25 protein-coding genes are annotated in these 25,902 nt (G+C 40.5%); 8 read left to right on the top strand and 17 right to left on the bottom strand.

Annotated elements, in window-relative coordinates; translation table 11 throughout:
- The first annotated feature begins 4 nt into the window (after window positions 1-4).
- Window positions 5-1,711, top strand: coding sequence for a transcription termination factor Rho (gene rho / locus AC04NP_RS02595; RefSeq protein ID WP_482857789.1), 1,707 nt, complete (start codon window positions 5-7; stop codon window positions 1,709-1,711).
- Window positions 1,712-1,777: 66 nt separating this feature from the next.
- Here the strand turns inward: rho and AC04NP_RS02590 are convergent, their stop codons facing one another.
- The 6 genes from AC04NP_RS02590 to AC04NP_RS02565 all read right to left on the bottom strand — a co-directional run bounded on the left by AC04NP_RS02590 (window position 1,778) and on the right by AC04NP_RS02565 (window position 5,466).
- Window positions 1,778-2,338 carry a GNAT family N-acetyltransferase gene (locus AC04NP_RS02590; protein WP_482857788.1) on the bottom strand — a complete coding sequence of 187 codons (561 nt, stop codon included), beginning with the start codon at window positions 2,336-2,338 and terminating at the stop codon, window positions 1,778-1,780.
- A 108-nt stretch (window positions 2,339-2,446) separates the two neighbouring features.
- Window positions 2,447-3,661: an NAD(P)-dependent oxidoreductase gene (locus AC04NP_RS02585; protein WP_482857787.1), complete on the bottom strand. Its 1,215-nt coding sequence runs from the start codon at window positions 3,659-3,661 to the stop codon at window positions 2,447-2,449.
- A gap of 255 nt (window positions 3,662-3,916) precedes the next feature.
- Window positions 3,917-4,186: a tetratricopeptide repeat protein gene (locus AC04NP_RS02580; protein WP_482857786.1), complete on the bottom strand. Its 270-nt coding sequence runs from the start codon at window positions 4,184-4,186 to the stop codon at window positions 3,917-3,919.
- Window positions 4,187-4,193: 7 nt separating this feature from the next.
- Window positions 4,194-4,421, bottom strand: a complete 228-nt coding sequence (locus tag AC04NP_RS02575) for a tetratricopeptide repeat protein (RefSeq protein ID WP_482857785.1) — start codon at window positions 4,419-4,421, stop codon at window positions 4,194-4,196.
- Between the two features lie 299 nt (window positions 4,422-4,720).
- Window positions 4,721-5,077, bottom strand: a complete 357-nt coding sequence (locus AC04NP_RS02570) for a helix-turn-helix domain-containing protein (protein WP_482857783.1) — start codon at window positions 5,075-5,077, stop codon at window positions 4,721-4,723.
- The gene (locus AC04NP_RS02565; RefSeq protein ID WP_482857782.1) at window positions 5,074-5,466 is read right to left on the bottom strand and encodes a hypothetical protein; all 393 of its coding nucleotides are present in this window, start codon (window positions 5,464-5,466) and stop codon (window positions 5,074-5,076) included. The genes AC04NP_RS02570 and AC04NP_RS02565 overlap by 4 nt, the downstream gene beginning before the upstream one ends.
- 313 nt (window positions 5,467-5,779) lie before the next feature.
- Between AC04NP_RS02565 and AC04NP_RS02560 the strand changes: the two genes are divergently transcribed.
- Entirely contained in the window at window positions 5,780-6,040 is a 261-nt protein-coding gene (locus AC04NP_RS02560; RefSeq protein WP_482857781.1) for a SymE family type I addiction module toxin, read from the top strand.
- A gap of 59 nt (window positions 6,041-6,099) precedes the next feature.
- On the opposite strand, the gene AC04NP_RS02555 is transcribed toward AC04NP_RS02560, so the two are convergent.
- The 4 genes from AC04NP_RS02555 to AC04NP_RS02540 all read right to left on the bottom strand — a co-directional run bounded on the left by AC04NP_RS02555 (window position 6,100) and on the right by AC04NP_RS02540 (window position 13,081).
- Complete coding sequence (locus AC04NP_RS02555) at window positions 6,100-7,719, bottom strand: RagB/SusD family nutrient uptake outer membrane protein (protein ID WP_482857780.1); 1,620 nt, start codon at window positions 7,717-7,719, stop codon at window positions 6,100-6,102.
- An 18-nt stretch (window positions 7,720-7,737) separates the two neighbouring features.
- Window positions 7,738-11,184: a SusC/RagA family TonB-linked outer membrane protein gene (locus AC04NP_RS02550; RefSeq protein WP_482857778.1), complete on the bottom strand. Its 3,447-nt coding sequence runs from the start codon at window positions 11,182-11,184 to the stop codon at window positions 7,738-7,740.
- Window positions 11,185-11,262: 78 nt separating this feature from the next.
- Window positions 11,263-12,324, bottom strand: a complete 1,062-nt coding sequence (locus tag AC04NP_RS02545) for a FecR family protein (protein ID WP_482857777.1) — start codon at window positions 12,322-12,324, stop codon at window positions 11,263-11,265.
- A 229-nt stretch (window positions 12,325-12,553) separates the two neighbouring features.
- Window positions 12,554-13,081, bottom strand: coding sequence for an RNA polymerase sigma factor (locus tag AC04NP_RS02540; RefSeq protein ID WP_482857775.1), 528 nt, complete (start codon window positions 13,079-13,081; stop codon window positions 12,554-12,556).
- A gap of 629 nt (window positions 13,082-13,710) precedes the next feature.
- On the opposite strand from AC04NP_RS02540, the gene AC04NP_RS02535 reads away from it, so the two are divergent.
- On the top strand, window positions 13,711-14,316 hold the full coding sequence (locus AC04NP_RS02535) for an HD domain-containing protein (protein WP_482857774.1): 606 nt from the start codon (window positions 13,711-13,713) through the stop codon (window positions 14,314-14,316).
- 18 nt (window positions 14,317-14,334) lie between these two features.
- Here the strand turns inward: AC04NP_RS02535 and AC04NP_RS02530 are convergent, their stop codons facing one another.
- Both AC04NP_RS02530 and AC04NP_RS02525 read right to left on the bottom strand, forming a co-directional pair.
- Entirely contained in the window at window positions 14,335-15,000 is a 666-nt protein-coding gene (locus tag AC04NP_RS02530) for a DUF2461 domain-containing protein (protein ID WP_482857773.1), read from the bottom strand.
- Between the two features lie 150 nt (window positions 15,001-15,150).
- On the bottom strand, window positions 15,151-15,525 hold the full coding sequence (locus tag AC04NP_RS02525; RefSeq protein WP_482857772.1) for a VOC family protein: 375 nt from the start codon (window positions 15,523-15,525) through the stop codon (window positions 15,151-15,153).
- Window positions 15,526-15,702: 177 nt separating this feature from the next.
- Here AC04NP_RS02525 and AC04NP_RS02520 point away from each other — a divergent pair, with 177 nt between their 5' ends.
- Together AC04NP_RS02520 and AC04NP_RS02515 are read left to right on the top strand one after the other, a co-directional pair.
- The gene (locus AC04NP_RS02520) at window positions 15,703-16,170 is read left to right on the top strand and encodes a hypothetical protein (RefSeq protein ID WP_482857771.1); all 468 of its coding nucleotides are present in this window, start codon (window positions 15,703-15,705) and stop codon (window positions 16,168-16,170) included.
- A gap of 27 nt (window positions 16,171-16,197) precedes the next feature.
- Entirely contained in the window at window positions 16,198-17,160 is a 963-nt protein-coding gene (locus AC04NP_RS02515) for a hypothetical protein (RefSeq protein ID WP_482857770.1), read from the top strand.
- 25 nt (window positions 17,161-17,185) lie between these two features.
- Here the strand turns inward: AC04NP_RS02515 and AC04NP_RS02510 are convergent, their stop codons facing one another.
- The 5 genes from AC04NP_RS02510 to AC04NP_RS02490 all read right to left on the bottom strand — a co-directional run bounded on the left by AC04NP_RS02510 (window position 17,186) and on the right by AC04NP_RS02490 (window position 22,646).
- Window positions 17,186-17,788: a response regulator transcription factor gene (locus tag AC04NP_RS02510; RefSeq protein ID WP_482857769.1), complete on the bottom strand. Its 603-nt coding sequence runs from the start codon at window positions 17,786-17,788 to the stop codon at window positions 17,186-17,188.
- Between the two features lie 2,097 nt (window positions 17,789-19,885).
- Window positions 19,886-20,434 (bottom strand): protein-disulfide reductase DsbD domain-containing protein, encoded by a 549-nt coding sequence (locus AC04NP_RS02505; protein WP_482857768.1) that lies wholly within the window; start codon window positions 20,432-20,434, stop codon window positions 19,886-19,888.
- Window positions 20,435-20,490: 56 nt separating this feature from the next.
- Complete coding sequence (locus tag AC04NP_RS02500) at window positions 20,491-20,697, bottom strand: hypothetical protein (protein WP_482857766.1); 207 nt, start codon at window positions 20,695-20,697, stop codon at window positions 20,491-20,493.
- A 172-nt stretch (window positions 20,698-20,869) separates the two neighbouring features.
- Window positions 20,870-21,934 (bottom strand): FecR family protein, encoded by a 1,065-nt coding sequence (locus AC04NP_RS02495; protein ID WP_482857765.1) that lies wholly within the window; start codon window positions 21,932-21,934, stop codon window positions 20,870-20,872.
- A 115-nt stretch (window positions 21,935-22,049) separates the two neighbouring features.
- On the bottom strand, window positions 22,050-22,646 hold the full coding sequence (locus tag AC04NP_RS02490; RefSeq protein ID WP_482857764.1) for an RNA polymerase sigma factor: 597 nt from the start codon (window positions 22,644-22,646) through the stop codon (window positions 22,050-22,052).
- A gap of 432 nt (window positions 22,647-23,078) precedes the next feature.
- On the opposite strand from AC04NP_RS02490, the gene AC04NP_RS02485 reads away from it, so the two are divergent.
- The 3 genes from AC04NP_RS02485 to AC04NP_RS02475 all read left to right on the top strand — a co-directional run bounded on the left by AC04NP_RS02485 (window position 23,079) and on the right by AC04NP_RS02475 (window position 25,771).
- Entirely contained in the window at window positions 23,079-23,483 is a 405-nt protein-coding gene (locus tag AC04NP_RS02485) for a GNAT family N-acetyltransferase (protein ID WP_482857763.1), read from the top strand.
- 234 nt (window positions 23,484-23,717) lie between these two features.
- The gene (locus tag AC04NP_RS02480) at window positions 23,718-24,305 is read left to right on the top strand and encodes an RNA polymerase sigma factor (protein WP_482857761.1); all 588 of its coding nucleotides are present in this window, start codon (window positions 23,718-23,720) and stop codon (window positions 24,303-24,305) included.
- A complete protein-coding gene (locus AC04NP_RS02475) occupies window positions 24,302-25,771 on the top strand; it encodes an energy transducer TonB (protein WP_482857760.1) in 1,470 nt (489 codons plus the stop codon). Before AC04NP_RS02480 ends, AC04NP_RS02475 begins: the two co-directional genes overlap by 4 nt.
- Window positions 25,772-25,902: the final 131 nt, after the last annotated feature.

Here is a 25,902-nt window from a genome sequence, read left to right as displayed (position 1 = left end):
CAATATGTATAACATTGAAGAATTAAATGTAAGGCTTCTTTCAGAGCTGAAAGAAATCGCTGAGAAGTTAGGGGTTAAAAACTATAAAAGACTACCAAAAAGCGAGTTGATTTACAAAATCCTGGATCAACAAGCTGTCACGCCAGAAAACGAATTGCGGGAAAAAGTGGCCGAAAAACCTAAGAAAGCTGTAAAAGCAGCAAAAAATGGAAATTCAAAAGAATCTTCAAATCAATCCAAATCCAAAAGAAGACCTCGTGTACAAAGGGAAAACGTAAAAATAGAAGAAGAAAACAAACAGCCGGAACCTGAGGCTGATATGAGTGCAGAAGAATTGTTGGGAAGTTTTGATCTGGAAATCGATGCGGGTGTTACTTCATTTGAATCTCCCGCCCGGACAGAAGATACTTCGGCCGAAGAAGTTCCAACTGACACGCCCGAAAAACCTGAAAATGAAAAGACTACAGATGAACCCCCCACGGTTGAAAAGGTTGTGCCTGTGGCATCCGAGCGTGAAAAAACGGATAAACTTCAAAGAAAAGACAGAAACGAAGGTAGCCGCGGCAAAAAAAATACGGCGAGTATATTGAAAGAGTTCGATGGTATTATCGAAAATGAAGGTGTTCTTGAGATTATGCAGGATGGCTATGGTTTTTTGAGGTCATCTGATTATAATTACTTAGCCAGCCCTGATGACATATATGTGTCCCCTTCACAAATAAAACTCTTTGGGCTAAAAACCGGAGATACTATCAAAGGACAGATCAGGCCTCCCAAGGAAGGGGAAAAATACTTCGCCCTGCTCAGGGTTGAAAACGTCAATGGTAAGACCACCGATGAAATAAGGGACAGGGTGCCATTTGAATACCTGACACCACTTTTTCCCGAAGAAAAATTAAATCTGAGCACCAAACCGGATAAGTATTCAACCAGAATTCTCGACCTGTTTGCCCCCATTGGCAAAGGGCAGCGGGGTATGATCGTGGCACAGCCAAAAACGGGTAAAACTGTTCTGTTAAAACAAATAGCCAACGCCATTTCCGAAAACCATCCCGAATGCTATCTTATTATATTATTGATAGATGAAAGACCGGAAGAAGTAACAGACATGGCAAGAAGTGTAAATGCTGAAGTAATTTCATCTACCTTCGATGAGCAAGCCGAACGTCATGTCAAGGTATCCAGCATTGTATTGGAAAAAGCAAAGCGGATGGTGGAGAGTGGACACGATGTAATTATTTTGCTCGATTCTATTACCAGATTGGCCAGGGCATATAACACGGTGGTACCTTCGTCCGGTAAAATTCTTTCCGGTGGTGTAGATGCCAATGCGCTCCATAAGCCGAAAAGGTTTTTCGGCGCGGCAAGAAATGTTGAAAACGGCGGCTCACTCACTATCATTGCTACCGCATTGATTGAAACAGGATCCAAAATGGATGAAGTTATCTTCGAAGAATTTAAAGGTACAGGTAATATGGAACTGCAACTGGATAGAAAACTTTCCAATAAAAGGGTGTACCCTGCGATTGATGTTCCTGCTTCAGGTACAAGAAGGGAAGATTTACTCATGGATAAAGAAGAGCTATCCAGAGTTTGGATTCTACGGAAATTTATGTCTGACATGAACTCCAACGAGGCGATGGAATTCCTGCTGGAAAGAATGCGTGGTACCAGGAGCAATGAGGAATTCTTGATTTCTATGAATGGATGATTTGAGTGTAAGTTTGGGTTTGAGAGTGGGTGTGAGTGGGTGTGGATGGTTGGCTTTTGAGTGTTGTTATGGGGTGTTGTGATTTTTCCAGTCGCTGAGAAGTATGGCAAAGGACTCGACATTTATATAGTTATCCCAGCGTTTTATGAGTTGCCGGTGGAAGCCTTCTTTTTGCATTCCTAATTTCAACAGGATTTTGGAGGAGGCTTTGTTTACCACCATGGCATAGGTTTCGATGCGGTTAAGTTTTAATTCGCTGAATCCATAATTCAAAACTTTTATGGCAGCTTCCCCTGCATATCCGTTCCCCCAGTATTTTTTCCCCACCCAATAACCAATTTCCGCGGAATTAAAACGCAGATTCAATGAAAGTTTCACACAACCCATAACAGCATGACCATCTGTTTTGATAATCGACCAACGTAAAATGCTACCGCTTTTTATGGCATCTATTTGTGTCGCCTTCCATAATTTTGCATCCTTACATGTACAAGGGTGTGGTAATGCCAGGGTAGTCAGGGCTACCTCCTTGTCTTTGATTAAACCTAACCAGGTTTCAGCAGAAGTCTTTCCAAACTCCGCAAGTATCAAACGGTCAGTTATGAGTTCTTTAAATGGGTACGTCATGAAGGGAAAATAAAAAAAGCCGCTTCAAATGAGACGCCGCTTTACAGTTTTTTTAAAAACCAATGCAGCCATTGCTGTAAATAGTTGATGAGAAAAAAAATGGAAAGCCTATTTACCGTCTACAAAATCCTGCAAGTAGGCGTATGTATCAGTAAGTTTTCCGTCTTTGGTAATGGTGGCCCTTTTTATAATATCGGCTTTATTTTCATACAGGAGGTGAGGTAACACATGATTCACTAACTCATGGCCAAAATCACGTGAAGCATCCCTGGGCAATTCTCCCGGCAGATTATCAACAGCCATCACGGTGATATTAGCCTCATCGCTTAGTGCAGTCTCTATCTTATCTTCGCTGGGATTGTAGTCGTAAACCGGATCATCGATAGTGGCCGGTTTTTTGGTAGAAGGGATGGAACCTTCAATGTCACATGTGATGTCAGCCACCACTTTGATTTCAAAATCCCTTTTTAATATATCCTCCCTTGTAAATAGCACCGGTGCCCTTGGATCCCAAAACGCTCCTGCAATCAGCAGGTCTGCTACTTTTGTAAATGGTAAGAACTCCGAGCGATAATCTTCCGGTTTTTGGTAAAATTCACTCCTTGTAAAAGGCTTTTCATCTTTACGGGTATTGTAATCACGGGCGTTGAGCTGGGTATAAACAGGGCCATCAAACCTTTCTTTGAGAAGGGCCTCGGGACTTACCCTGCGGATGTCCATACCATTTAACACCTCCATGGCCCCTTTGGCTACCCGTCCGCCACCGGTGAGGACAATTTTAATCTTAGGCAATTTGACTTTCCCATATTCTGATTTTAACTCCTCCAAATCGAAACAATCCTTTGCCCTTTTGAGGTTAAAAAGGTTATACCGCTTTCCAAAAGTCAAAATCCCGTTGTAAGCACCTACAATTCCCGCATAACGGCCAAAAGCGATTAACCGCCTGCCCGACAGATCGGTGAGACACTCATAATCAATCAGGCAGATGTTTTTTTCCAGAATGGCCCTTAGCAAATCGCGATTGTATGCTTGTTTTTTGATGGTATGGGAAAAAAAGAAATAAGTCTTGTTGGCAATGAGCTCATTAACCGGCACTTCTTTCACCCCAAGTAAAATGTCACATCCGGAAATGTCATCGGTTAGCGTAATACCGTTTTTTTCATACTCGTGATCTTCAAAACAGCGAATGTCACTTTTTTGACAAAAAACCGTCACATCGGGATGCAGTTCATGAATTTTCCGGGCTTGTTCTGGTATTAAAGGTACCCTCCGGTCAACGGGGAATTTCCCTTCTTTTATCAAACCGATTTTTACTTCCTTCATGCAATGGGTATTTGCTGCCACAAAAAAGGCAAAGTTAGAATTTTTAGAATAATTAGAAAACCAGGGGGCTGTCTTATGGATGGGTCATACTATGACTTTTAATGAAAACATTGCAATTACCATATAAGGAAAGCATGGCGCTGGCGTTTTGCGTTGTTAAAAGGCACAAGCGGACGTGGGTGTCGCACAACTTAAGAATATGCCTGTATTTTTATTTTATTTGCGAAAACCTCCGCAAGGGTTGCATAACCCAAATCAAAGTTTCGCTTTATAGATTAATGATTTATATGAACTTTCCAATGCCAAGTCGAATTTCCCCATTTTTCTGTACGCATCCGCTATGTTATTGTATGCTTGATAACTATCGGGTTTTTTCTCCTCTTCGGGCTCTAAATATTTTAAGGCTCTTGTAAAATCTTCTCTTTTCAAATAGCCAACTCCCAGGTTTAAATAGGATAAATAGTCGTTTGGTTCGAGCGCTGTCACTTTATTTAAATCTTCAGTTGCTTTTTCAAATTCGTTCAAGCTAAAATTAGGACATGGCCCTTTCAAAATACGCGAGATAAAAATCTTTTTTGCTATTTATGAAAAGATTATATGCTCCAACCGATTTTTCAAAATCATTCATTAAATTATAAATAACAGCCTTATTAAAGTGGGGGGTGACATCGTCAGGATTTTCCCTTATTATGCGATCTGTTATCTCCAGGGCTTTTTCATAATTTTTTAGTCCTGAATGACTATTAGCTAATGCTATCAAATCATCATGTTTACTCGAATTGATTAAATTGTGAATAATACCGGTAGGATTTAGAATGGACAAATAGTAATTTTCCAAGGTTGTTACATCGGACTCAATCCTTAATTGAGTATTAAAAGAAAACTGTTTTGACGGATCTTTCTAAGCTGATAACTAATTGGCTTCTTCATTTAACCTGTAGTTTTAGCATCCATGGGCACTCTTGGAGGTTTTATTATTCTTGGATCATCTAAATTTGAGAATGCTATTTCTTGAAATGCGTTAACTGCTTTTTCCGTAGTAATTTTTGGATCTCCATCCTATGACGTTTTAACTCGCATGGTTGGGGCTTCCTTTATTTCCAACTCTTGCCGGTCTTCGTCTATTTTGCTAATCCTTTCCTTTTCTTCATTAAGAAATTGTTGCAATGGCTTAAAGTCAATATCCGGGGCAATTTTTAGTTTTAGGGAAAGTTCAATCAGTTTTTTAATAGAAAAATTAAAGTTTCCATTCAATATTTGAGAAACATATCCTTTAGACACACCGAGATCTTGTGCCAACTCGGATTGATTGATTCCGTTCTCAATCATATAAGATTTTACAAATCTAAAAATATCATTCCGGATTCTCTCCTCCCAAAATTCCTCTGTTTTTCTTAGTTCTTCCCAGGTTTTCATAGCGAGTTAATATATTCTTTTTTAATTCTTCTGAACTTCAAAATATCTTTATTTTGACTTTTAGGATGTTTTTTGGCACCCACTACTATAATTCTACCTTTTCTTTTCTCATGAAATAGGTAAACGCTCAAATTCTTACTTTTAATTTCGTATTCCTTCACGCTATCTTTTTTAGGTGTTGTATCTTTGAATTTTTTCTCAGTTAAGGATTTTCGATCTGCAACTTGTTCCATAATTGCTTGTATACTGTTAAGCTCGTGATCGCACTTTCCCTCAGCTATTATTGCATTTTCAAATTCTTTATAACCATTTACACCATCAATAATTAAATAATAAAATTTAATTACACCTTTTATTTCTGATATTTCTTCTAGCGTAAATTTAGCCATTTTATTTAGTTATAACTAAACAATTAAAATTTATTTGAAAAGTTTCGCAGAGATTTGGCTCTTTCCATGCTCCTGCAGCTTGTAAAAAACTTCTCAAGTATAACGATAATAATTTCATGAAAAGTAAATATTTTTATGGGTTTTAGCGATAATTATTAAATTATTTTTACATTTTGAATTGAATACAAATAGAACAAAACCAGTACCTTTGTTTTGTCCACAAACGAAAGAACATTCATAGTAGACTAATTATTAAAAGATAAGGTCAGACTGAGAGCAGGTGTAAGTCCTGTGTACGCAAGTTCTCTTGTTTGTGGACACCACAGTCCGGCCATTTTGTAAAATAAAGCTTATATCCACAAGTAAGAGGAAAAAACAACCAAAAAGACCAGAAGTGAGAAGCTTAAAAGTACAACCGAAGTACCGCTTCAATAAATGGAGTAATCGTGTGGTGCCAGCGCTAATCCTAAGCGGGAAATGGTTGGAGGCATCCGGATTCAAAAAAGAAAGCCGTGTGGTAGTTCATACTTCCAAAGATTTAATTGTAATACGACCACAAGCGGAAGCAGAATAAAAAAGCCGTCCCGGTTTGATTTTGGGACGGCTTGGGATTGCCTGGATGTGGGCTGTTAGTTAGTAGCCCGGGTTTTGAGGGTATTTGTTGCTTGTTCGGTCGATCTGATCTCTGGGTATGGGCCGGAGCCTGTGAAAATCCTCAATGTTAGGTGATGCATCGGGATTGTGAAGCCTTACCCTTTCAAGCAGGTTGCCGGTACGTTTCAGATCAAACCACCGGAACTTCTCACCTGCCAGCTCCCTGGCCCTTTCCTCCAGAATAAAGTCCAGATCCAATTCACCGGCGGTAATTTCCATATCCGCTTCTTTGCCTTCCCAGGCAGCCCGACGGCGGATTTCATTGATATATTGAACACCTTCATTTACCTTACCCTGCATCATCAGGGCCTCGGCAACCACCAAATACATTTCTGCCAGCCTTACTACTATAAAATCCCTGGAACCTTCTGTCTGCTGAACGGTTAATCTTTCGGGGTCGATGAACTTGTTCAGAGAAGGGAACCACCTTTTATTGATTTGCCGCAGAGACATTTCAGGGTCTGTAGAGGCCGGATCCACGTCTACCCAAAAATAAGGTTTACTTTTTTGGATATCATCAGGCACTGCATAAGGTACCACATAAAAAGCTGTGTCGCCCAATTGCATGTTCTCAGGAAGGTTTTCCTGATTATTGGCAAACCAGACCACTTTAAATCCTTCGTCATAACGGCGATCCATTTCCGTCTTATAGAGGCTCAGGAAATAAGGGGTCGGTTGGAATCGCTTCCAAGGACGTCCATTGGCAATATCCCTTTCCATGCCAAGGATTTTATCGTATTCAGCCAAAAAGTACAGATGGCCACGGCTTCCGCCATCATTGGTAAAAGGATCGGAGGTATATTGCACTGACCAAACGACCTCTTCATTGAGTTCATTGTCCTGATCCCAGATTTGCCCCCAGGGTCTTACCAGGTCAAAATCGGAATAGTTGATCACATTTTTAGCCAGTCTTTCCGCTTCATCCCAGTTTTCCAAAACCAGATGAACCCTGGCGAGAATTGCCTCGGCCGCCGGTTTTGTAGCCCGGCCATAATCACCCTGTACAGTGGGTAAATTGGCAATGGCAAATTCCAGGTCGGGAATAATTCCTTCAGTATAAATCTGCTCTGCCGGGGTACGGTTGGCTTCAGTTTCCACGTCGACAGTTGCTTCCAATGTGAAGTGCACATCGCCATACATTTGTACCAGATGGAAGTAGTAAAAAGCACGGAGAAACCTAACCTCGGCGATTCTTACATTTTTAATTCCTTCATCCAATCCCTGGACTACATCACGCTCTGCGAAATCAATCACTGTATTGCCGGTATTAATGGCCTCATAAAACCAGTTCCAGATATCCCTGAAATAACTTTCATCCGGATTAAGGGCAGCGGTATAATCGTTTACAGCCTTGCGACCCCCATCAGCACCTTTGGTGTAAATATCAGTACCAAATACAGAAACGGTAAAACCTTCTTCCCGTCCATAGTACCTTCTTAATCTCTCATAAACGGCGTTGACGCCATCTTCCCAGCCTTCCGCAGTGGTGTAATGGCTTTCCGCAGTAACATCGGTGACAATGTTTTCATCCAATTTATTCGTACAGGCCAATCCCAAAATGGTAAGTATGGCCATTAATATATAATTGATTCTTTTCATTTCCTTGTGTTTTGATAGTTAGAAAGTGGCATTGATACCAAACACGAATACCCTGAGACCCGGTACGTCAGCCGATAACTCAGCCTGTCTTTCCGCCCCGAAATCAGCCCTGTCCCTACGGGTTTCCGGCGTTCTTGTTATTTCAGGATCCAGGTTTCTCAAGTCATCATCGCGGGCCCATATAAGGGGTTGTTGTGCGGTAGCATAAATTCTAAGAGATGACAAGGGCAGTCTTTCCATAAATTTTTCAGGAACATTGTATCCCATGGAAATGCTTCTGATCTTCAAAAATGAACCATCTTTGTAAGAAAGCGTCGAACCCCAAACGGGACGTTCCTGGTCCTCATTGGGCCGGGGGTTAGCATTGGTAGGATTGGTAGGCGTCCAATAATCCACATCCAGGTTGTTGTACCGGCCAAATAAGGTATTGTTGTTGTCATGAAATCTGCTGCGAACCATTTGTCCCCAACGCGCAAAGACAAATACGGAGAGGTCGAAGCCTTTATATTCAAACCTGTTAGTGATACTGCCACCCCAGTCGGGTTGGTCTGATCCCAGAATAATCCTGTCGTCACCGTCAATTCGTCCGTTTCCATCCTGATCCCTTACTTTGATTTCACCAGGCTGCTGGCTGAAGCCCTGTGCTTCATCAACCTCATCCAATTGCCATATACCGATTTTTTCATAGTCGAAATAGGTCGTCATAGGTTCGCCTATGAACCATTGATTTCCGATATCATCATCTTTTCCGCCAAAGAGTTCAACGATTTCCTCCCGGTTTCGGTTAAATACGACATCCGTAGTCCATTTAAAGCCTCCGGGATTGTCTATATTCACGGAAGATAGCTGTATTTCAAAACCAGTATTTCTGGTTGATCCGACATTCTCCTGGATGAAGTCAAACCCTGAGGTAGTGGGCAACTGACGATTCATGATCAAATCTTCGGTATCGGCAATGTAATACTCAAAAGCACCGCTGATTCTGCCATTAAGAACGCTAAAATCCACACCGGCATTAAAAGTAGTGGTACTCTCCCATTGCAGGTTCTCGTTAGGAATCAGGTCAGGTCTGAAACCAATAGCAGCATCTTCGCCAAAAGCATACATTGTCCGGGCCAGCCTTCCCTGGGAAATATTTGGCCGCAGACCGGCCGTATTACCGACCTGCCCATAGCTTACTCTCAGCTTTAAATCCTGAAATATACTTTGATTGTCCATGAAGCCTTCATCGATCAATCTCCAGGCAAAAGCAGCCGACGGAAATACCCCCCATTTATTGTCTTCGGCCAACCGTGATGAACCATCTGCTCTAACGGTAGCTGTAAAGAGGTATTTATCGAATAAACCATATTGAACACGGCCCATCCAGGAGAGAATAGCCCATTCCCTTAATTCGCTGCCAAGTTCCCTCACCAACGGTGCAGAGCCCAGGTTGTAAAATTTGGCTGACTCAAAAGGCTGATCCAGTACGTCGGTAAAACTCTCCTCAAATCGCTCTTCCTGGATACTGAAAAGGCCTGTAACGTTGAGGCTATGATCGCCAAAGGTTTTGTTCCACTGCAGAATGTTTTCAAGCGTGTAGTTGAATGTGGTTTGGTTTTCTACCTTGGAACGTGGTGCGCCTTCGGCCCTGGCGCTGGTAAATCGTCCCTGAAACAAGCCCCGCCGGCGGATTTGTGCGTCGGGTCCGAAATTCACCTGAAAGTTCAGGTCATCGGTAATCTTATAATTCGCATAAAGACTGCTGAATATCCGGTATCTGCGGCGTTCATCAATAAAGGCGCCATCTGTCACATCGGCCAGCGGGTTGACCCTTAATCCATCAGTAGTAGGCCTGAAGCGCAGGGTTCCGTCATCATTAAATGGCCTGCCAAGGGGATTGTTGGCAAGTGCTTCTCCCCATGGGTTGGGACCCCAGTTCTGAATGGAGTGGGTGAGCAATGTTGAGGTCCCCACCTTCAATCGCTCACTGATCTTGTGATCCAGATTGACCCTGACTGTAAAGCGGTCGAAGTCCTGCGTTTTGGTAATCCCTCTTTCATTAAAATAGTTGAAACTTACGTTGAAAGTGGTTTTTTCACCACCACCATCAACACTGAGCTGATGACTTTGCTGATGGCCACTTTGCAAAATTAATTCCTGGTAATCGTTCCAGGCATAACCGTCAGCAATGCTTTCCAGTTCCACCTGCTCGAACAAAATCGCGTCTAAATTCGGATCGGTCACATCGCTGGGGTACTGCCCGGTGGTTCTCCTCGACTCCCTTTTGTATTCAGCAAATTCTTCCCCATTCATCATGTCCACTTTACCGTAGGCTTCGACCGGGCCAAAATATCCGTTGTAAGAGATATTGGTTTTTCCCTGGCGACCTCTTTTGGTTGTAATCAAGACCACACCGTTTGCCCCCCTGGAACCATAAATGGCAGTAGCTGAGGCATCTTTCAGAATTTCCATCGATTCGATATCCGCTGGGTTAATGTCATTGATAGTCCCTGAAAACGGAATTCCGTCTACTACAAACAGGGGATTGTTACCTGCCACAAAGGAACGGCGGCCCCTGACCCTGACCTGAACGTCCTGGCCCGGACGGTTTCCGAGAGCAACCACATCCACACCGGGTGCCCTGCCTTGCAAGGCCTGCTGGGCATTCATAACGGGCACTTCCATAATATCCTGGGCCGAAACCGAAGATATCGCACCCGTGACATCCTTTTTTTCCTGGGTACCATAGCCAATAACTACCACTTCCGAAAGGGATTGCACATCAGGAGACATTAATAAATCAATTACGGTCCGGCCGCCAATTGTAACTTCTTCCGCGGTATACCCCACCGAAGAAAAAACCAGCGTTGTAGCATCATCAGGCACTGAAAGTGTATACTTCCCATTAACATCAGTGACTGTACCTATAGAGGTTCCCTTCACCAGTATATTGACACCTGGCAAAGGTTCATCGTTGGATACATCTTTTACTGTACCGGTAATATCCCTGTCGATCAACTTCCGGTCCGACCATTTACTTAAATCTTGCACTTCGTTTAGGGATTGCCCGTTCTTACGGCCACCGACATCATTGTTGGCTGGTTCCAACGGTTTGACTATCGAATCGGGTTTAATCTTATAAATACCATAGACATTTTCACTAATCCTTTCAAACCTTAACCCAATGGGACTCAAAAGAAGTTGCAGACCCTTTTCTAAATCCGTGCCTAACTCCTTCTGGTTCAAGGTGACCCTTTTGCCCAGAACCAAATCGCTGGCATAATTAAAACGCACCCGGTGTTTGTTTTCCAGGTTATCCAGCGCCGTTTTCAGTGATAGTGAAGTTTCCTGATCGCCTCTTCCAATGCTTTCATCCGGGAAGTAACCGCCCAACGCCAAATCCTGGGTGTGAGCGGTTAACCAGAGAAAACAAGATGCACAAAACAGCAGAAAAAAACTGTGTTTAGGTAGTTTCTGTTTCATAATGAACTAACTTTAAGTGTTTATACTAATAATTAATCTGACTGCCCCTTTGACTGACCGAATTTTGGGGGCAGTCTTTTACTTTTTGTCTTTTAACATGACCTCATTTTTATACTGAATAATTTCTAATTCGAAAGATTTTTGGATGGTTGTCAATAAGATTTGTAAGTTGTCTACAGGCGTAGACCCCGTAAATCTGAGATTAGCAATTTCCTGATTCTCAAACTGCAATTGTATCCCATGGCTATCATTTAGTTCCACAGCTATTTCCTGCAACGACAGATTATCAAAATACAACTCGTTCTTTTTCCAAAGGGAATATAAATCGGGTTCTTTCACTTTTTTGATTGCCAATGGCTTGTTAGGTCCCACCTGTGCCAGGTCACCCGGCTTCATCAGGTATTCTTCCCGGGCATCGAGGTCACGCTCTAACGTTTTGAGTTTTATCTGTCCTGAATTTAATACTACCTGTATTTCGCCCCGGCGGTCCCTGACATTAAATCTGGTTCCAATGACTTCTATATCCAGATTACTGGTATGCACAGTAAATTTTTTATGCTTTTGTGTAGTTACCTCGTCACTTACAATCACCAGGTCATTTTTGTCCCGCCCCTGAACTTCAAGCTTTTTCTCTACCTTAAAAAAAGCCTCCCCATCTAACCAGACTTCGCGATGATTCACAAGGGACCAATCATCGGAATAACGCACTTTTGAATTTGCATAAAGATAAACCACCGACCCATCAGGAAGGTTCACGATACGGGTTTTTCCATACGATGTATCTGCTGTTATCAATGGCGCATAGAAAAAGAACCGGAATATCAATACAGAAGCAATGAGAACGATTGTAACAGCCGCTGCCACACGTGTATAGGGATTTAAAATTTTGTGAAAGGGAGCGGCGGGTCTATCCTTCTTTCTTCCCTGCATTTCCACTATAGCTGATTTAATGTTACCAAACATCCTTTCCGTCGTTTGCTTATCCACTGTACGTCCCTGGTCAAGCTTTGACCATATCTCATACAGGATCTCCCGGTATTCATCCTCATCATCCTCCTGCAGGTAAGTATACAGCCGCTGCAATTCCTCATGTGAACAACGGTCATCCAAATATTTGCGCAGCAATTCTTGCTTTTTCATAGATCATCATGCATTAAGTTCTGTTGTTATAAGATATACAACCGGCAGGCGGCAAAAAATTACTCTAAAAAAATTTGGCTGTAATTTTTTTAATAAAAGCAGTGTATTTGAATAAAAAATATGATTTTAATAAAAAAATGGCTGAAAATTAGAAAATTTTAAACGGATTGATGCGATCATACCACTGCTACATCTGCAGTAAACAGAGAAACCTGCGGATGCAGAATGATTACAAAAGCAACTGCTGCTTTATCTTTTTGGTGGCTTTGAGGAGTTGGGACTTTACGGTGTGGACGGAAATATCCAACATTTTGGCGATGTCTTCATGGCTCATTCCGTCCTCGTAACTCATTTTAAAAATAATTTGTCTCTTTTCAGGGAGTGCATCAATGGCCAGAAGCGCTACTTCTTCACATTCATGATAAGCTATTTCCCCTACAACCTCCAAAGGTGGCCAGGGGCATTGATCCAGGTACTTCTGTTTCAACAGCTTAGCTTTTGCGGAACTTTTAAGATAGTTAAAAGCACAGTTTCGAACGATGCGAAAAAGATAGGCATCGAAAGAATAGTTCACACTAACTTCCGCGCGATGATTCCATAAACTGACAAAAACCTGCTGAACAATATCCTCTGACGCATCACTGTCTTTAGTTATTTTCAAAGCGTAATAATAGAGCCTGTCTTTGTACAGGTCAAAAATCTTTCTGAACGCTTTTTGGTTCCCCCGGACCAGTTGTTTAATAAGACTGTTCTTCATCTAAAAAACTTCTCACGCGCTAAATCATACTAACTAAATGATACTAATATTATGCAATTAAACCCAATTATACAACCGGTTGCGCGCTTTTTTATGAAGCTTTTATCATACCTTAAACCCAAATGGACTATATCCCCAAGGGCTCAACTTACTTCTCCCGGCCTGTTTCTTCCATACTTTTTTTGATAGGACAACGCCGCTTAGAAAAATTAATTCCTTTTCAATAGCCCCTTCACGCATTTCACACACGGGCTGGCATTCAAAGTCCCACATTTTACTCAGCATTGCTTACGCTTTTCCCGGAATTAGCTGCCAGGTAGCCATAGGAGCATGTAGAGGTACAGTAGGGGTAAATCCCTTGGTAAATACAGTCAAAATGTTAAATCCACTTTTGCAACTTCAATGTTTTACCTTTGAAAGTCACAAAATTGGGGTGAAAACACGCTATTCTCCATGATATGGCGTTACCAAGTTTAAAGGACTATTTGTAAAAAGAATAAACAGGGTTATGTAATTGGCAGATATCGGTATAATATACACTAACGAAAGCCGGGTGGATGGACCCGGAGCCAATTTAGTAGGTCTGGATTTTGGCATTGAATTTTAACTTTCATAAATTCCAGGGGTTAATGAAGAAGGAAATAACTGCGGAAACGGAAAATTATGTCAGGAAACTTTTAAAAAAGCTTCCGCCCTATCTCACATATCACAACATCAATCATACCACCCGGGTGGTAGACTCAGTGATAACAATTGCCTGTAATTGTGATTTGTCTGAAGATGAAAAAGAAATACTGGTGCTGTCTGCCTGGTTTCATGACACCGGCTTTATCAAAACTTACCGGGGACATGAAGAGGAAAGCCAACAAATTGCCTCAGCTTTTTTAGCATTGCAAAACTATCCCAGGGAAAAAATCAAGTTGGTAAACCGGTGCATCGATGCCACCAGAATAAGTCATCACCCCAAAGACTTGTTGGAAAAGATTATCCGTGATGCAGATTTGTACCATTTGGCTACCAGTGATTATTTCACCATACTGGAAAACTTAAAAAAGGAATGGGAGCACGTGCATCGGACCAGGATTAAAGATGAAGTGTGGTTTGTCCAGAATTTAAACTTTCTCGCCACCCATCGTTATTACACCCCCTATTGCCAACAACATTTAAAAGAGAAAAAACAAGAAAATCTTTTCAAAAATCTACAAAAAGTCGCGACATACAAGTGTTCCATATGATAGCGCCTCATCTAAAATTTATTGCATCGCCTGCATTAAAAAATCCTTGACTGAACGGCCTGCATGCCAGTAATCCATGAGTGTTTCAGGAAGTTTTTCATCGGTGATATATTTGGCCGGAAGTTGGGTACCATAGTAAAATTGCTTGTTGGCAATTAAGGGCTGCTTCTTACTGATGTGCTGAAACTCCTTTGGTATTCTTTGATGTTTCTCTCCCATAATCTCTCCAAATGCTTCTTTAAAACGCTTGTTGTTAATTACTTTTTCAAATTGATCGGGGTTGTCGGCAATGTAAGTCCTGATTTTCTGAAGTTGATCTTTGTCAATCCCATGGGCGCCCCCATAGATGTCTATTCCTTTTGATGAAAACCTGAAATAAATACCGGGGATACTTTTATCTTTTATGCCTGCCACCGAGATAATAGCCCCATAATGGGTATTATAAGGAGTTTTGTCCGGAGAAAACCTGATATCACGGTTAATGCGTAATAGCGCGTCCCTGGCCTGAATAGTTACTTCCGGTTCTTCTGCGTTAATGCGCCCGATCATTTCATCCACCAATTGTGTAAACGGTTTTTTTACGGAAGTCTCATACCTTTTCCTGTTGGCATCAAACCAATCTTTGTTGTTGTTTTTTTCAAGTTCCTTAAAGAAAGCTATGAAATCTTTTGAGAGATATGACATAGGGGGTAAAATTAAAATGTCAATGAAAATGGGCTGAGGGGGTGGTAAATAAAAAAGGTGGGCCTTGTTAAGGCGATGTGGAGGTAGCCAGGCGCCACCTGTTTTATTTATTCAAGTTAAATCTTAGAAGTTACAAACAAATTCAAGCGATTATTTCATAGAATGAAAGGCAACACGATTGCCTTCGGTATCAATGAAATGAGCAACAAATCCATTTTCCCCTATGGAAGTTTTAGGAGTGACAACTTTTTCTCCGGCGGCTTCTACCTTTTCCAAAGGCGTGTTAAGGTCCTCTCCCCCGTTTAAGTAAACAATAGAACCTTTATCAGTAGGTTCATAACCTTCGCCAGACACAACAGCGCCTCCTACGCCACCATCCTGTTGATTCCAGTTGGGAAGAAAACCAAATCTATGGTTATCCGATTGCATTTCATGTAATTCCCCACCCAGCACTTCTGCATAAAATTTACAAGCCCTTTCGAAATTTTTGGCAGGTATTTCAAACCAGTTAATTGAGTTGGCCATGATCATTGAGTTTTAGGGTTAAATATTCATTTTGACAGTAACAAAAATACGCTGGCCTGAACCTCAGAAAAAATCAAATATTTCAAAAACGTAGCATCTTAATAATCTGTAACTATCGTTTAAAAAAATCTAAATCACTATTTTTTTTGTATTTTTAATAAAAAACGTAAGTTTTCAATGAACAAAAAGGGCAATCTATTTTTTTTGATCAAATCCTTAAATCAAAGTGAAAAACGTTATTTTAAGTTGTTTTGCCGTACAATAAACGTAGCATCCAACTATTTGAGGTTGTTTGAGGCTATCGATAGTCGGGATAGTTATGATGAAAAAAAACTAAAAGAGACCTTCGCTCAAGAGACTTTTGTGAAACAATTGCATGTGACAAAGATTTACCTGTCACAGTTAATATTAAAAAGTCTTCGCAATTATCATCATAAGGTTTCCAAAACAGCAGAAATTACCGATTTGATCAGGGATATTGAAATCCTTTTTACCAAAGAATTATTTGATCAATGTTATTTTACCATCCAAAAGGCAGAAAAGTTAGCCGCACGTTATGAAAAACTATCCCTGATGATAGAAATATTAAATTGGAAACGTAAATTATACCTTTCCAAATTCGGTGCCAACCAGGAAAAATTGTAGGAAATCGATAATACAGTTGCGGCAACGATGGAAAAGTTGCATTCATTACAAAAGTATTGGGCTATCACTACGGATTTGACACGGTTTAATGAGCCCGGTGATAGGTCCGAAAGTTTTCATTCCCAAGCCGTCCTGAAAGTAGCCGGGAAGCCTGAAACACTACGCGCCAAAATTCTTTTCTATCATATTTTATACAGCCAGGGGATCATTGGGGACAACGGGGAATTAAGTGAGCAGAGCCTGGATCAATTAATTACCTTAATCGAAGCACATCCACATCAAATCAAAGACGACCCGGGGGCATACCTTAACTCGATGAATAACAAGATTACCTTTTTACTTATGCGCCATCGTTATGATGAAGTAGTGGCACTCCTCAAAAAGGTTAGGTCTATACCCGATCAGTACGGTATCAAAAAAAGCCATAAGCTACGGTTAAGAACTTTGCTTAGAACTTATAATGTTGAATTAGAATTATACCGGGACCAAAAGAACCTGGAAAAAGGCAAAGAGCTCATGCTAACCATCCAATCTTTTTTGAAAAAGCATGAAAAATCTGTTCCGGACAATTACTTTATCTTGTTTTGGAATCAATTTGCCAATTTTGAATTTATGGATAAAAATTATTCCCGGGCGCTGGTATGGGTCAACCGCATTATGCAAATTAAAAGTGACGCACGACTGGACATTCAACGTTACGCGCGATTACTACAGTTGATCATTCATTTTGAATTGGGAAATACTATCTTCCTGCGTTATTCTATTGACAGTTGCCGTCGTTTTCTAAGAAAGCGGACCAGTGCAACTCCCTTTGAAAGGATCTGCCTGAAGCATTTTGCAAAACTGAGCCACATTGCCCCCGGTGACTATCCAAAATATCTACAGAAATTTTACTTTGATCTGTTTGAAAAAGACAAAAACCTCGTAACAGATAGTATTCTGGATTATCTGGATATGAAGAGTTGGCTGCATAGCAGAATACCAAATTGACATTAAGGAACGGGCATAGAAGGTTTCAGTACAAACCATTTTTAATAGCAAACTTTACCAGGCCTATGGGACTTTGGCTATCAGTCTTTATAAGAATCCTGCGCCGGTAGTGTTCTATGGTCCTTCTACCGAGGCAGACTTTCTCAGCAATTTCTTTTGAAGTATTCTCATCACAAATAAGCCTTAATATTTCCACTTCAGTCTCAGTCAATCCCAGTTTTTTTGAACGTTTATTCCTGAACTTTCTCGGTTTTCTAATACGTTTATCACTATTTCCGCGGAAGTCCTTTGTCAGTTCTTTCATTTGACCGGATTCCATATCTTGCGTAAAAGAATTGCCTTGGTTGAGTCCATGTTTAGGATTGTTTTTTTTCTGATCATCTGTTATAAAAAGTACAAAGTTTAAATCTTTTGGGGCATTCCCAATTAAAGTGATAAGATTTTCCTTTTTCATTGGAAGTGCCGAAGAATCAAATGACGAGTCTGGCGATACGTCAGTCTCCAACGGTTTTTCCAATACCTTGATAGGGTCCGGAAGTTTATTACGGGGCCTGGCTTTATGGTACTCTTTAGCGTTTTGTATAAGATTTTGGTTGGCGGTTAAATAAATGGTTACTCCTTTCATCATAAATCCTTTTAATGTTATACATTTCGACTTCAGAATGCCACAGCAAATTTTACCAGTTATTTTAGATACAAACTCTCTATTTCTCCAACTGTGTATATCGACATCTCAAGACATGAAGCCCTTCCCAAAAAGGCCAAACCCTTTTAAAATAAGACCGATGAATTAAGTCCTGGCAGGGATTGACAGTTGGCGATTGTTATTAAAGTAAGTATGTGTTTCCCAAATTAAAAACAGTTTTAAACAACATCTAAAAAAGATCCAATCCAATTATATGTCTGCTAACTAATGATTTAATTCAGATTGGTATTTGAATACTGGTTACATAAATCTACGGGATTTTGTCATTAATTACAAGTATTAGGCATTATGATAATAATAAATGTGTATTAATTTATCAAAACCATGCAAAAAAAAAATGATCATCAAAGCGTTTTGAAGAGGATGAACCGAAGGGTTATCTAACGCTGATTATATAAAAAGTACAAGAAAATTGTAGTATTTGGCCGAATAATCGAGTTACCAGTACAAAATCATATGAATTTTAGGTAGTCATGACAAAATGATCGTAAATACCGACAATCTGTTTTTGGTATCGACCCTGGCACAAGATACCAAAATGTTAACTCGAAAATTGCTGATAGTTCAGTGATTTGCTCTTGTATTCCATAGCTGTAAGGAAAGTTGGAACGATATAAAAAGGGTAATAAGGAGTTTTACTTAACTGAATTGGCACAAAGCAGTCACCGTATGATATGTGACAACCCCTTATTCCCTTTTAATTCCACAGCATAATTACTTTTGTGCACAATCTCGCGGCCTGCCGGACCGAAGATTGTCTTTAGCCAGTTGGGATACTTAACCCGGTTTCTTTCCAGCTTTATGATCAAGTGCTTTAAATTGGAGCAAATAATCATTTTCCAATAAATCAAGTATCCTGAAGGCACAAAAGATATCCCCCTTAAAAACGAACAAATGACCTATAATTCTTTCCTCCCGGCCCGGGAGAAAGCATACATTTCTTTGAAACCATTCGTACCGGCGAATTTCGAATGGTCTCGAGGCGGCCCGGAGCGTTATCCGGGCATATTGCTTAGTCGATATTTCTTTTTTTGGCTCGGGCACGGCTTTACAATAATGATCCGGATATCAAATATCTGACTTTCTTACCGGGGTCAGGGTGAACGAAAACATTCATAGCAATGCAAACCATAGGATCGTAGTGGATAAACTTTTTAATGGCCATTTTGAATATGTTGTCACGTTTTTTTAATTCTCAACCATTGGTTACCAGGAATTAACTGTCAGAGGACCCCGGATGTTGCTTACGGCGCTTCCGCAGAGCGAAAGCTGGTAACAAGGGCCAGTACATACATCCGGGGAAAATTCTACTGAACAAAGTCTTGACTCCGAAAAAAGGGTAACAGGGGCTTAACCTTAAACTGAATGTTATGAAGAAGTTTGTTTTTAATTATTTTAAAATGCCCCTATTCCCTTTTATTTCTCCAGCTTTTTACGCTTTATTACAATTGATACTTATCCACTTTTATCATCAAAATTCTATTGTTTTAAATCCCAGAAAAGGGGTAATAAGGAGCTTAACTTAAAATGAACGTTAAATCCGGAAGAATCCCTGTTAGATTGGACCATAACTCCTTATTCCCTTTTCTTTTCTACAACTTACAATTAGTTTTCTTTTTGTCTTTTCCATAAGAGGTATCTTCCCCATAAAATTTGTCCTTTATCTTACTAACCCCCTAACCCTTAAAAAGGGGAATACGGACTGTATGGAAAAGACTACCTCTTTAGAACCTGTACACATTATCAGATAATTTAACAGGCTGGATGTCATACCCATTTCACATCCGATACCTTACCTTTGGGGACTGGCAAAAAGGACCATAAGCAGTTAACCTAACCGAATTGTTATGAAGTGTTTCAGTCATCTTTTTGACATCGTCTCCTTGCATCCTTTTATCATTGCCAGTCCCCTTGGTTACTTTTATTTATTCAAACTGTTTGCTTTTAGTTTAAACTTCCCAGGAAAAACATCTCACTGCGCATGAGTTTTTAGCTGTAATCGCACCCCAGAGTGGATTATTACAAATCCGTTTGAGCGCTCCCATCTGAATTACTTCCAGCATTCCCTGTTTTGATTTTACCTTGTTGTTTTACAATAATTCCGCTAAAAGCAAAGTCCTCATCACCTGGTACACAACGGCCATTAACGGTAGTACACACCTGATAAGAATAGTTACCTTTTATCACCGGATTTGCTTTCAATATCCTGATCCGTTGACGGAACTCTGCCTTATGTTTAAAGTACCTGACCGTTTCCTCCCAAAGGGTATCATATTCGGCAATTATCTCTCCTACAGGCATCAATGCTCCTACAATACGATAACTTTCGTGAGGCTCAAAATGTATTTCAGCAGGCAACGGACCAATCTCATAATCCTGTTCATTGGCGTATAGATGCCACGTGTCATCCAATTTCACTTTAAAAATCAACTCAAGCTCATCGCCGATGCTTACTTCCTGTTCCGAAATGTCGAAGCTCCATTGTGCCGGTTGCAATATTTGCCCCTGAATAGCTGCATGAAAACAAAGCAAACCCATGATAATCAACACATGTCTTTTATGTCTCATCTTTCTGAAATTTAAGTTTAAATTGTACTGCTCCACCGATGAAAATCCACAGGAACTTACCTTGAAAAAAAGCCTTTATCACAAACTTTAGGAAAAAGCGCCTGTAGCAGGTTAGAAGAGAGGAAACTTATGCTCTTCGTTAGTTTTTTTCCGTAGTCAATTTCTATTTCCGGGGGATTACCAATAAAAAGACTAAAAGCCCCGATACCAGCCAGGAGAGTTATAGACAGGGTATTAATTTCCCTTTGTAAAATTTTATTCATATTTTTGCATCAGTTTAATAAGACTTTGGTTTTATTAGATCACAGGCCAGCTTAAACATTTGCTACAACACTTGGATTAAGCCTGGCCTCTTTTTTTTCCAGCTATGTCATGGACATTAACAGGAAAGCCATTTTTTCGGATTTATTTTGTCATTGGCAATTTCTAATTAATTCAATGCTTTTTATGTTTTGACAGACATCCTTTACCTCTAATAATCACTCCATCTCGCGTGAATTCGTAACTAATTCCTAAGGCCAGTTCCACAGTCTTAAGTATTTTATGTAAACTCTGGTTCTGAAATTCACCCCCTATCAAAACACAGTTCCCAATTTGATCATTTTCCAGAACAATCTTAACACCATACCACCTTTCCAATACTTTTGCAGCCTCATCGAATCGTAAATGATCCAGTTTTATTATACCCTCCCTCCAGGCCAGATAACGACTCGCATCCACTTCCTCCTTACCAAAATAGTCACCGGCAAAGTGATAGACAGCTTGTTGATTGGGTGTGAGAATAAGTGCCTGATTTGCGTCATCAGATAAAATCCCACTATTTTCTTCCGGTGATACCTTTACCTTACCCGAAGCCACGGTTACCTCAATGTTTTCATTCTGAAATGCTTTAATGTTAAATGAGGTACCCAATACTGTCGTAATTAGTTTTCCTGATTTTATGCTGAAAGGTCTCTTTTCATCTTTAGCGATCATGAAAAAAGCCTCACCTTCCAAAATCACTTCCCGCTTGGCGTCAAACCCATTAGGGTAGATCAGCTCGCTATCTGAGTTCAGAAGCACTGTAGACCCATCTGTCAGCGTTATTGTGGCTTTCTGTCCGGGCAGTGTCTTCTTCTGCAACCAGCTTTCTTGCGAACCATCCGGACCGATCATGTAGATAAACCACGAACCTACCATCCCACCTATCAGTATCAAACTGGCTAAATATCTACTATGCCTTTTTGGCCTCCTTTCTTTTCTTTTGGACAGAAGTTCAACTTCCCTGTTCCCTACAGCCTGCGTAATTTTGTTGAACAATAACGAGTCCTTACCTTCAGGCTCTTCCTTCAAAACCCGATATTCTTGAATTAACTCACCATCTTCTTCCATCAAACGTTTGATATGCAACGCTGCCTCCGGCTCTTTCAAATATTGTTTTAAAATCTCAAACTCCTGTCTGGAGCATGTATGATCTAAAAACTTCTTAAATATCAGCTCTATTTCCTTTCGTTCATCCATAGTGCAAACTAGCTGTATCCCCCCTTCACTAGTAATACACGAAAACTACCTGAAACTCCCAAGCAAAATGAAATTTTTTATCAATACAGCGGTAAGTTAATTAAACATGCAGGGACTAAAAAAAGAGCATAACCGGCAATAGTGCCCAGGAGATATGGATATGGGGACGTAGTCGTGCTTTTATGATCTGTAAGGTTTTCCAAAGGTGATTTTCTACAGTCTTGGTGGAGATGTCCAAAAGCTCAGCGATTTCAGGGTTACTCTTTCCCTCATGCCGCGAAAGCATGTAAATGGATCTTTTTTGTGGCGGCAATTCCTGAAGGATTTTACCAATCAGATTTTCATAATCTGCTGAAATAAGGTCATCATCAGTCTGTGTGCGGGCTTCCAATAGGTCCTGCCATAAGTCTTCGGCAAAATCCTCATACTGCATGCAATCCCTGAAGTAATTGAAAGCGCGGTTACGTACCATGCGGTACAAATAGGCGCTAAAGCTAAGATCAGGGTTGATTTTTTCGCTGTTCTCCCAAACTTTAATGAATACTTCCTGAATGATTTCTTCAACGATGAAGTTGGACTTGGTCAGGCGGAAAGCATAATATTTCAACGGCTTTTCATAGCGGTTGAAAATCTGCCGGAAAGCATCCATATCACCGTCTGCCAGGTTTTTTATAAGTGTTTTTTCATCTGTATTTGAAGTTGAATTCTCCAATTAGCACCTAAAATGTTTAATCTGTTTCTCTGAAATTTTCTTAAAACTAACAAAATGTTAACAATATATTAGCCAACTTTTGAACAATATTTTGTCTATCAGATCGAAAAAGTTGACTTTCAAGATGTAAACCATGTTTTTTAAATTTTAATCATTTCAATAACTTTTTAACCTGTTGTCTCTTTAAATTATGCTATACAATAAATGAATATTTAATGAACCGGAATCAAAAACTATTACCTTGTTCGAAGAAGTGATTTATCTGGTAGCTAATGCGGTTACAGACTCAAGGTTAATCTCCCACATAAAAAGATCGATGATTTTGAACTGCTTTGCATTATCTCTGCCGGACCAAGTCGCGCAAATAGCTGTATTCTACCAATAAATTCTTCTTTTACCGCCAGGTTATCGATAGAATGCTTATCATTGTCTATGAATATCAACCTCAGAGAAGATAAAACCCTTAATCAGGACCAGGTAATTAATTTATACAAAGCCAACAGATGGTCTGCAGGAGAAAAACCAAAAGAACTGATAGCGGCACTGGCCAACTCAGATGCGGTGATTACCGCATGGCATGATGATAGGTTGGTAGGCCTGGGAAATGCCATTTCGGATGGTTATCTGGTGGTTTATTATCCGCACTTGCTGGTACACCCGGAGTATCAGGGCGCCGGTGTCGGGCAAATGATTATACAAAAATTTCAGGAAAAGTATGGCGGTTTTCATCAACAGATTCTGGTTGCCAATAACCATGCAGTCAAATTTTATCGGAAATGTGGCTTCAAAAGGGCTTATAAAACTACGCCTATGTGGATATTTAAGGGTTATTCATAATAAAACCCTGACCTGCAAGTGGATTGTCGTCAGGACAGGTTGAAAAACAGACAATAACTTCGTTGCGCGTTACCTTGTTTTACGCCCGTACACCCAATGAGGAGGATTACAGCCATTAAAATAACTTTAAATTTCTTCATTATCTAAAAAGGTTTTATTTTCAGGATGCTTAGTTCGCCAGGATTCCATAAATTGAGCGTAATTTTTTTTCTCATCCGGACAGCTTGTTAATTAATGTTTTTTAAAAGAGCAAAAAAAGACCATTCCGGGGATCATCTAAGTGATGAAGCGCTGGTTAAAAGCTATCGGCAGCAAGGTGATATGACCCGGTTGGGTGAATTATATCAACGTTATACCGGCCTTGTTTTTGGTGTTTGTATGAAGTACCTGAAAAACGAAGATGACAGCAAAGATGCGGTAATGCAAATTTTCGAAAAGCTGGTGGTCAGTTTAAAAAAGCATGAAGTTAATAATTTCAGGAGCTGGCTGCACGTGCTTACTAAAAATCACTGCCTCATGCAGCTAAGAGCGCAAAAAAATACACATCGTAAAGATATTCAGGAAATTAACCTGGAAAAAAATATGGAATTTGTCTATAATCTGCATCCTGAAAATGAAAACAATTTAGAAGAAGATTTGGAAAACTTAAAGATGGCTGTTACAGCACTGCCTCATGGGCAAAAGGAGTGTATTGAGTTGTTTTATTTGCACGAAAAGTGTTATAAGGAAATAGTAGATATCACAGGATTTGAACTTAAGAAAGTAAAAAGTTATATTCAAAATGGTCGGCGTAACCTGAAAATATACATGGAAAAGTTATGAAAGACCCTTCATTAAATAGTGATAAGCATGAGATCAAAAAACTTACCGCCGATATTTTGAGAAAATATCATCAAGGGAAGTTGGAAAGCAGGGAGATGCATCTGGTAGAAAAGATGCTACTTGATGATCCATTGGCTGTTGAGGCGCTCGAAGGTATCGAAACAATGGATAATCCTGCCAGTTCGGAATCCATAGAATCAGATTTGAACCTTCAGATAAGCCGCCGGACAGAAAAAGCAAAAACCAAGGTTGTACCTATTTACCAAAAGCCATGGAATATTGCTGCTGCATTAGTATTGTTGCTGGTAGCTTCGTGGCTGTTGTTTGACATTCCGGGCTTATTTAATCCCTCATCACCGGAATCCCAGGGGCCGATTGCCCTTGAAAAATCTACAGTGCCGAACGGATCAGAAGAAGACCGTGAACAAAAAATCGAAGAAAAGGAAGGAAAGCCAACTCCGCTAATAACAGGTGATACGATACTGATTGCAGAAGAATTAGAATCTGAACAATTATCTGAAGATAAAGTTACGCAAGACGTTAAGAATCAATCTTTGAAAGATGGGCAGACTTTGGCCAAAATTACCAGTCCGCCCGTTAAGGCAAATGATCGCACTGCCTTAAAAGAAGATGAAGCGGTTACCATAGATCAGGATGTTGATCTGGCCCTTGGTGCTGATCATGCTGAAGATACCGGGGAGATTGCCAAACCTGAGATAACGGCGCAGGAAAAAATAAGAAAAAAAGAGGCACAGGCACCTGTGACCAATGAACATAGGGCACGGGATTTTTCAAGATCAACCGAAAAAGCTGCTAAGCTGTCAATCGATCAAACCGCATCGCGGTTGAATAACCCTCCTGATTTTCAAAAAACGATATCCGGCCAGGTCATTTCCGCCGAAGATGGGCAGGGTCTGCCAGGTGTCACATTATCAGTTAAAGGAAGCAAGACGGGTGTGCTCACAGACATCAACGGCAACTACCGACTACAGGTAAATGAATCAGACTCTATCCTTGTCTACAGCTTCATAGGCTATGAAACAGAAGAAATTATTGTAAAAGAACAGGAAAGCGTCGATATAGCACTTGAACCAGACCGAATGGCGCTGGAGGAGGTGGTAGTAGTAGCTTACGGTGATGAAGGCGAAAGCGAAGCGTTTATTCCGGTTATCGGTGCACAGCCCGAGGTAGGTAGTTCAAGCTACAAACGTTATTTAAAAGACAGCCTGCGTTATCCGGCAGAAGCACTTAAAAATGAAATCGAGGGTAAGGTAAAAGTTACTTTCTTTGTACAGCCCAATGGAGCGTTATCAGATTTTAAAGTAAAAAGAAGCCTGGGTTACGGTTGTGATGAGGAGGTAATCCGTCTCATCAAAGAAGGATCGGATTGGCAACCCGCCAAGAAAGGAGAGACCCCGATAAAGCAAAAGGTGAGGGTAAAGGTGAGGTTTAAGCTTGAAAAATAAGAATTTGAGTGTGGTTTTGGGTTTGAGTGTGGGATTTTTTGGGGTTCTGAAGGGGTAGGGCATTGGTAGCAATACGTTTTCGTTGAGATCAATGACACTTAACAGACAGCCAAAATATATGACTTCAATTA

The sequence above is a fragment of the Agaribacillus sp. DX54 genome (assembly GCF_056858335.1).
The sequence above is the reverse complement of the archived record's forward strand: the minus strand, read 5'-3'. Positions and strand labels throughout refer to the sequence as shown.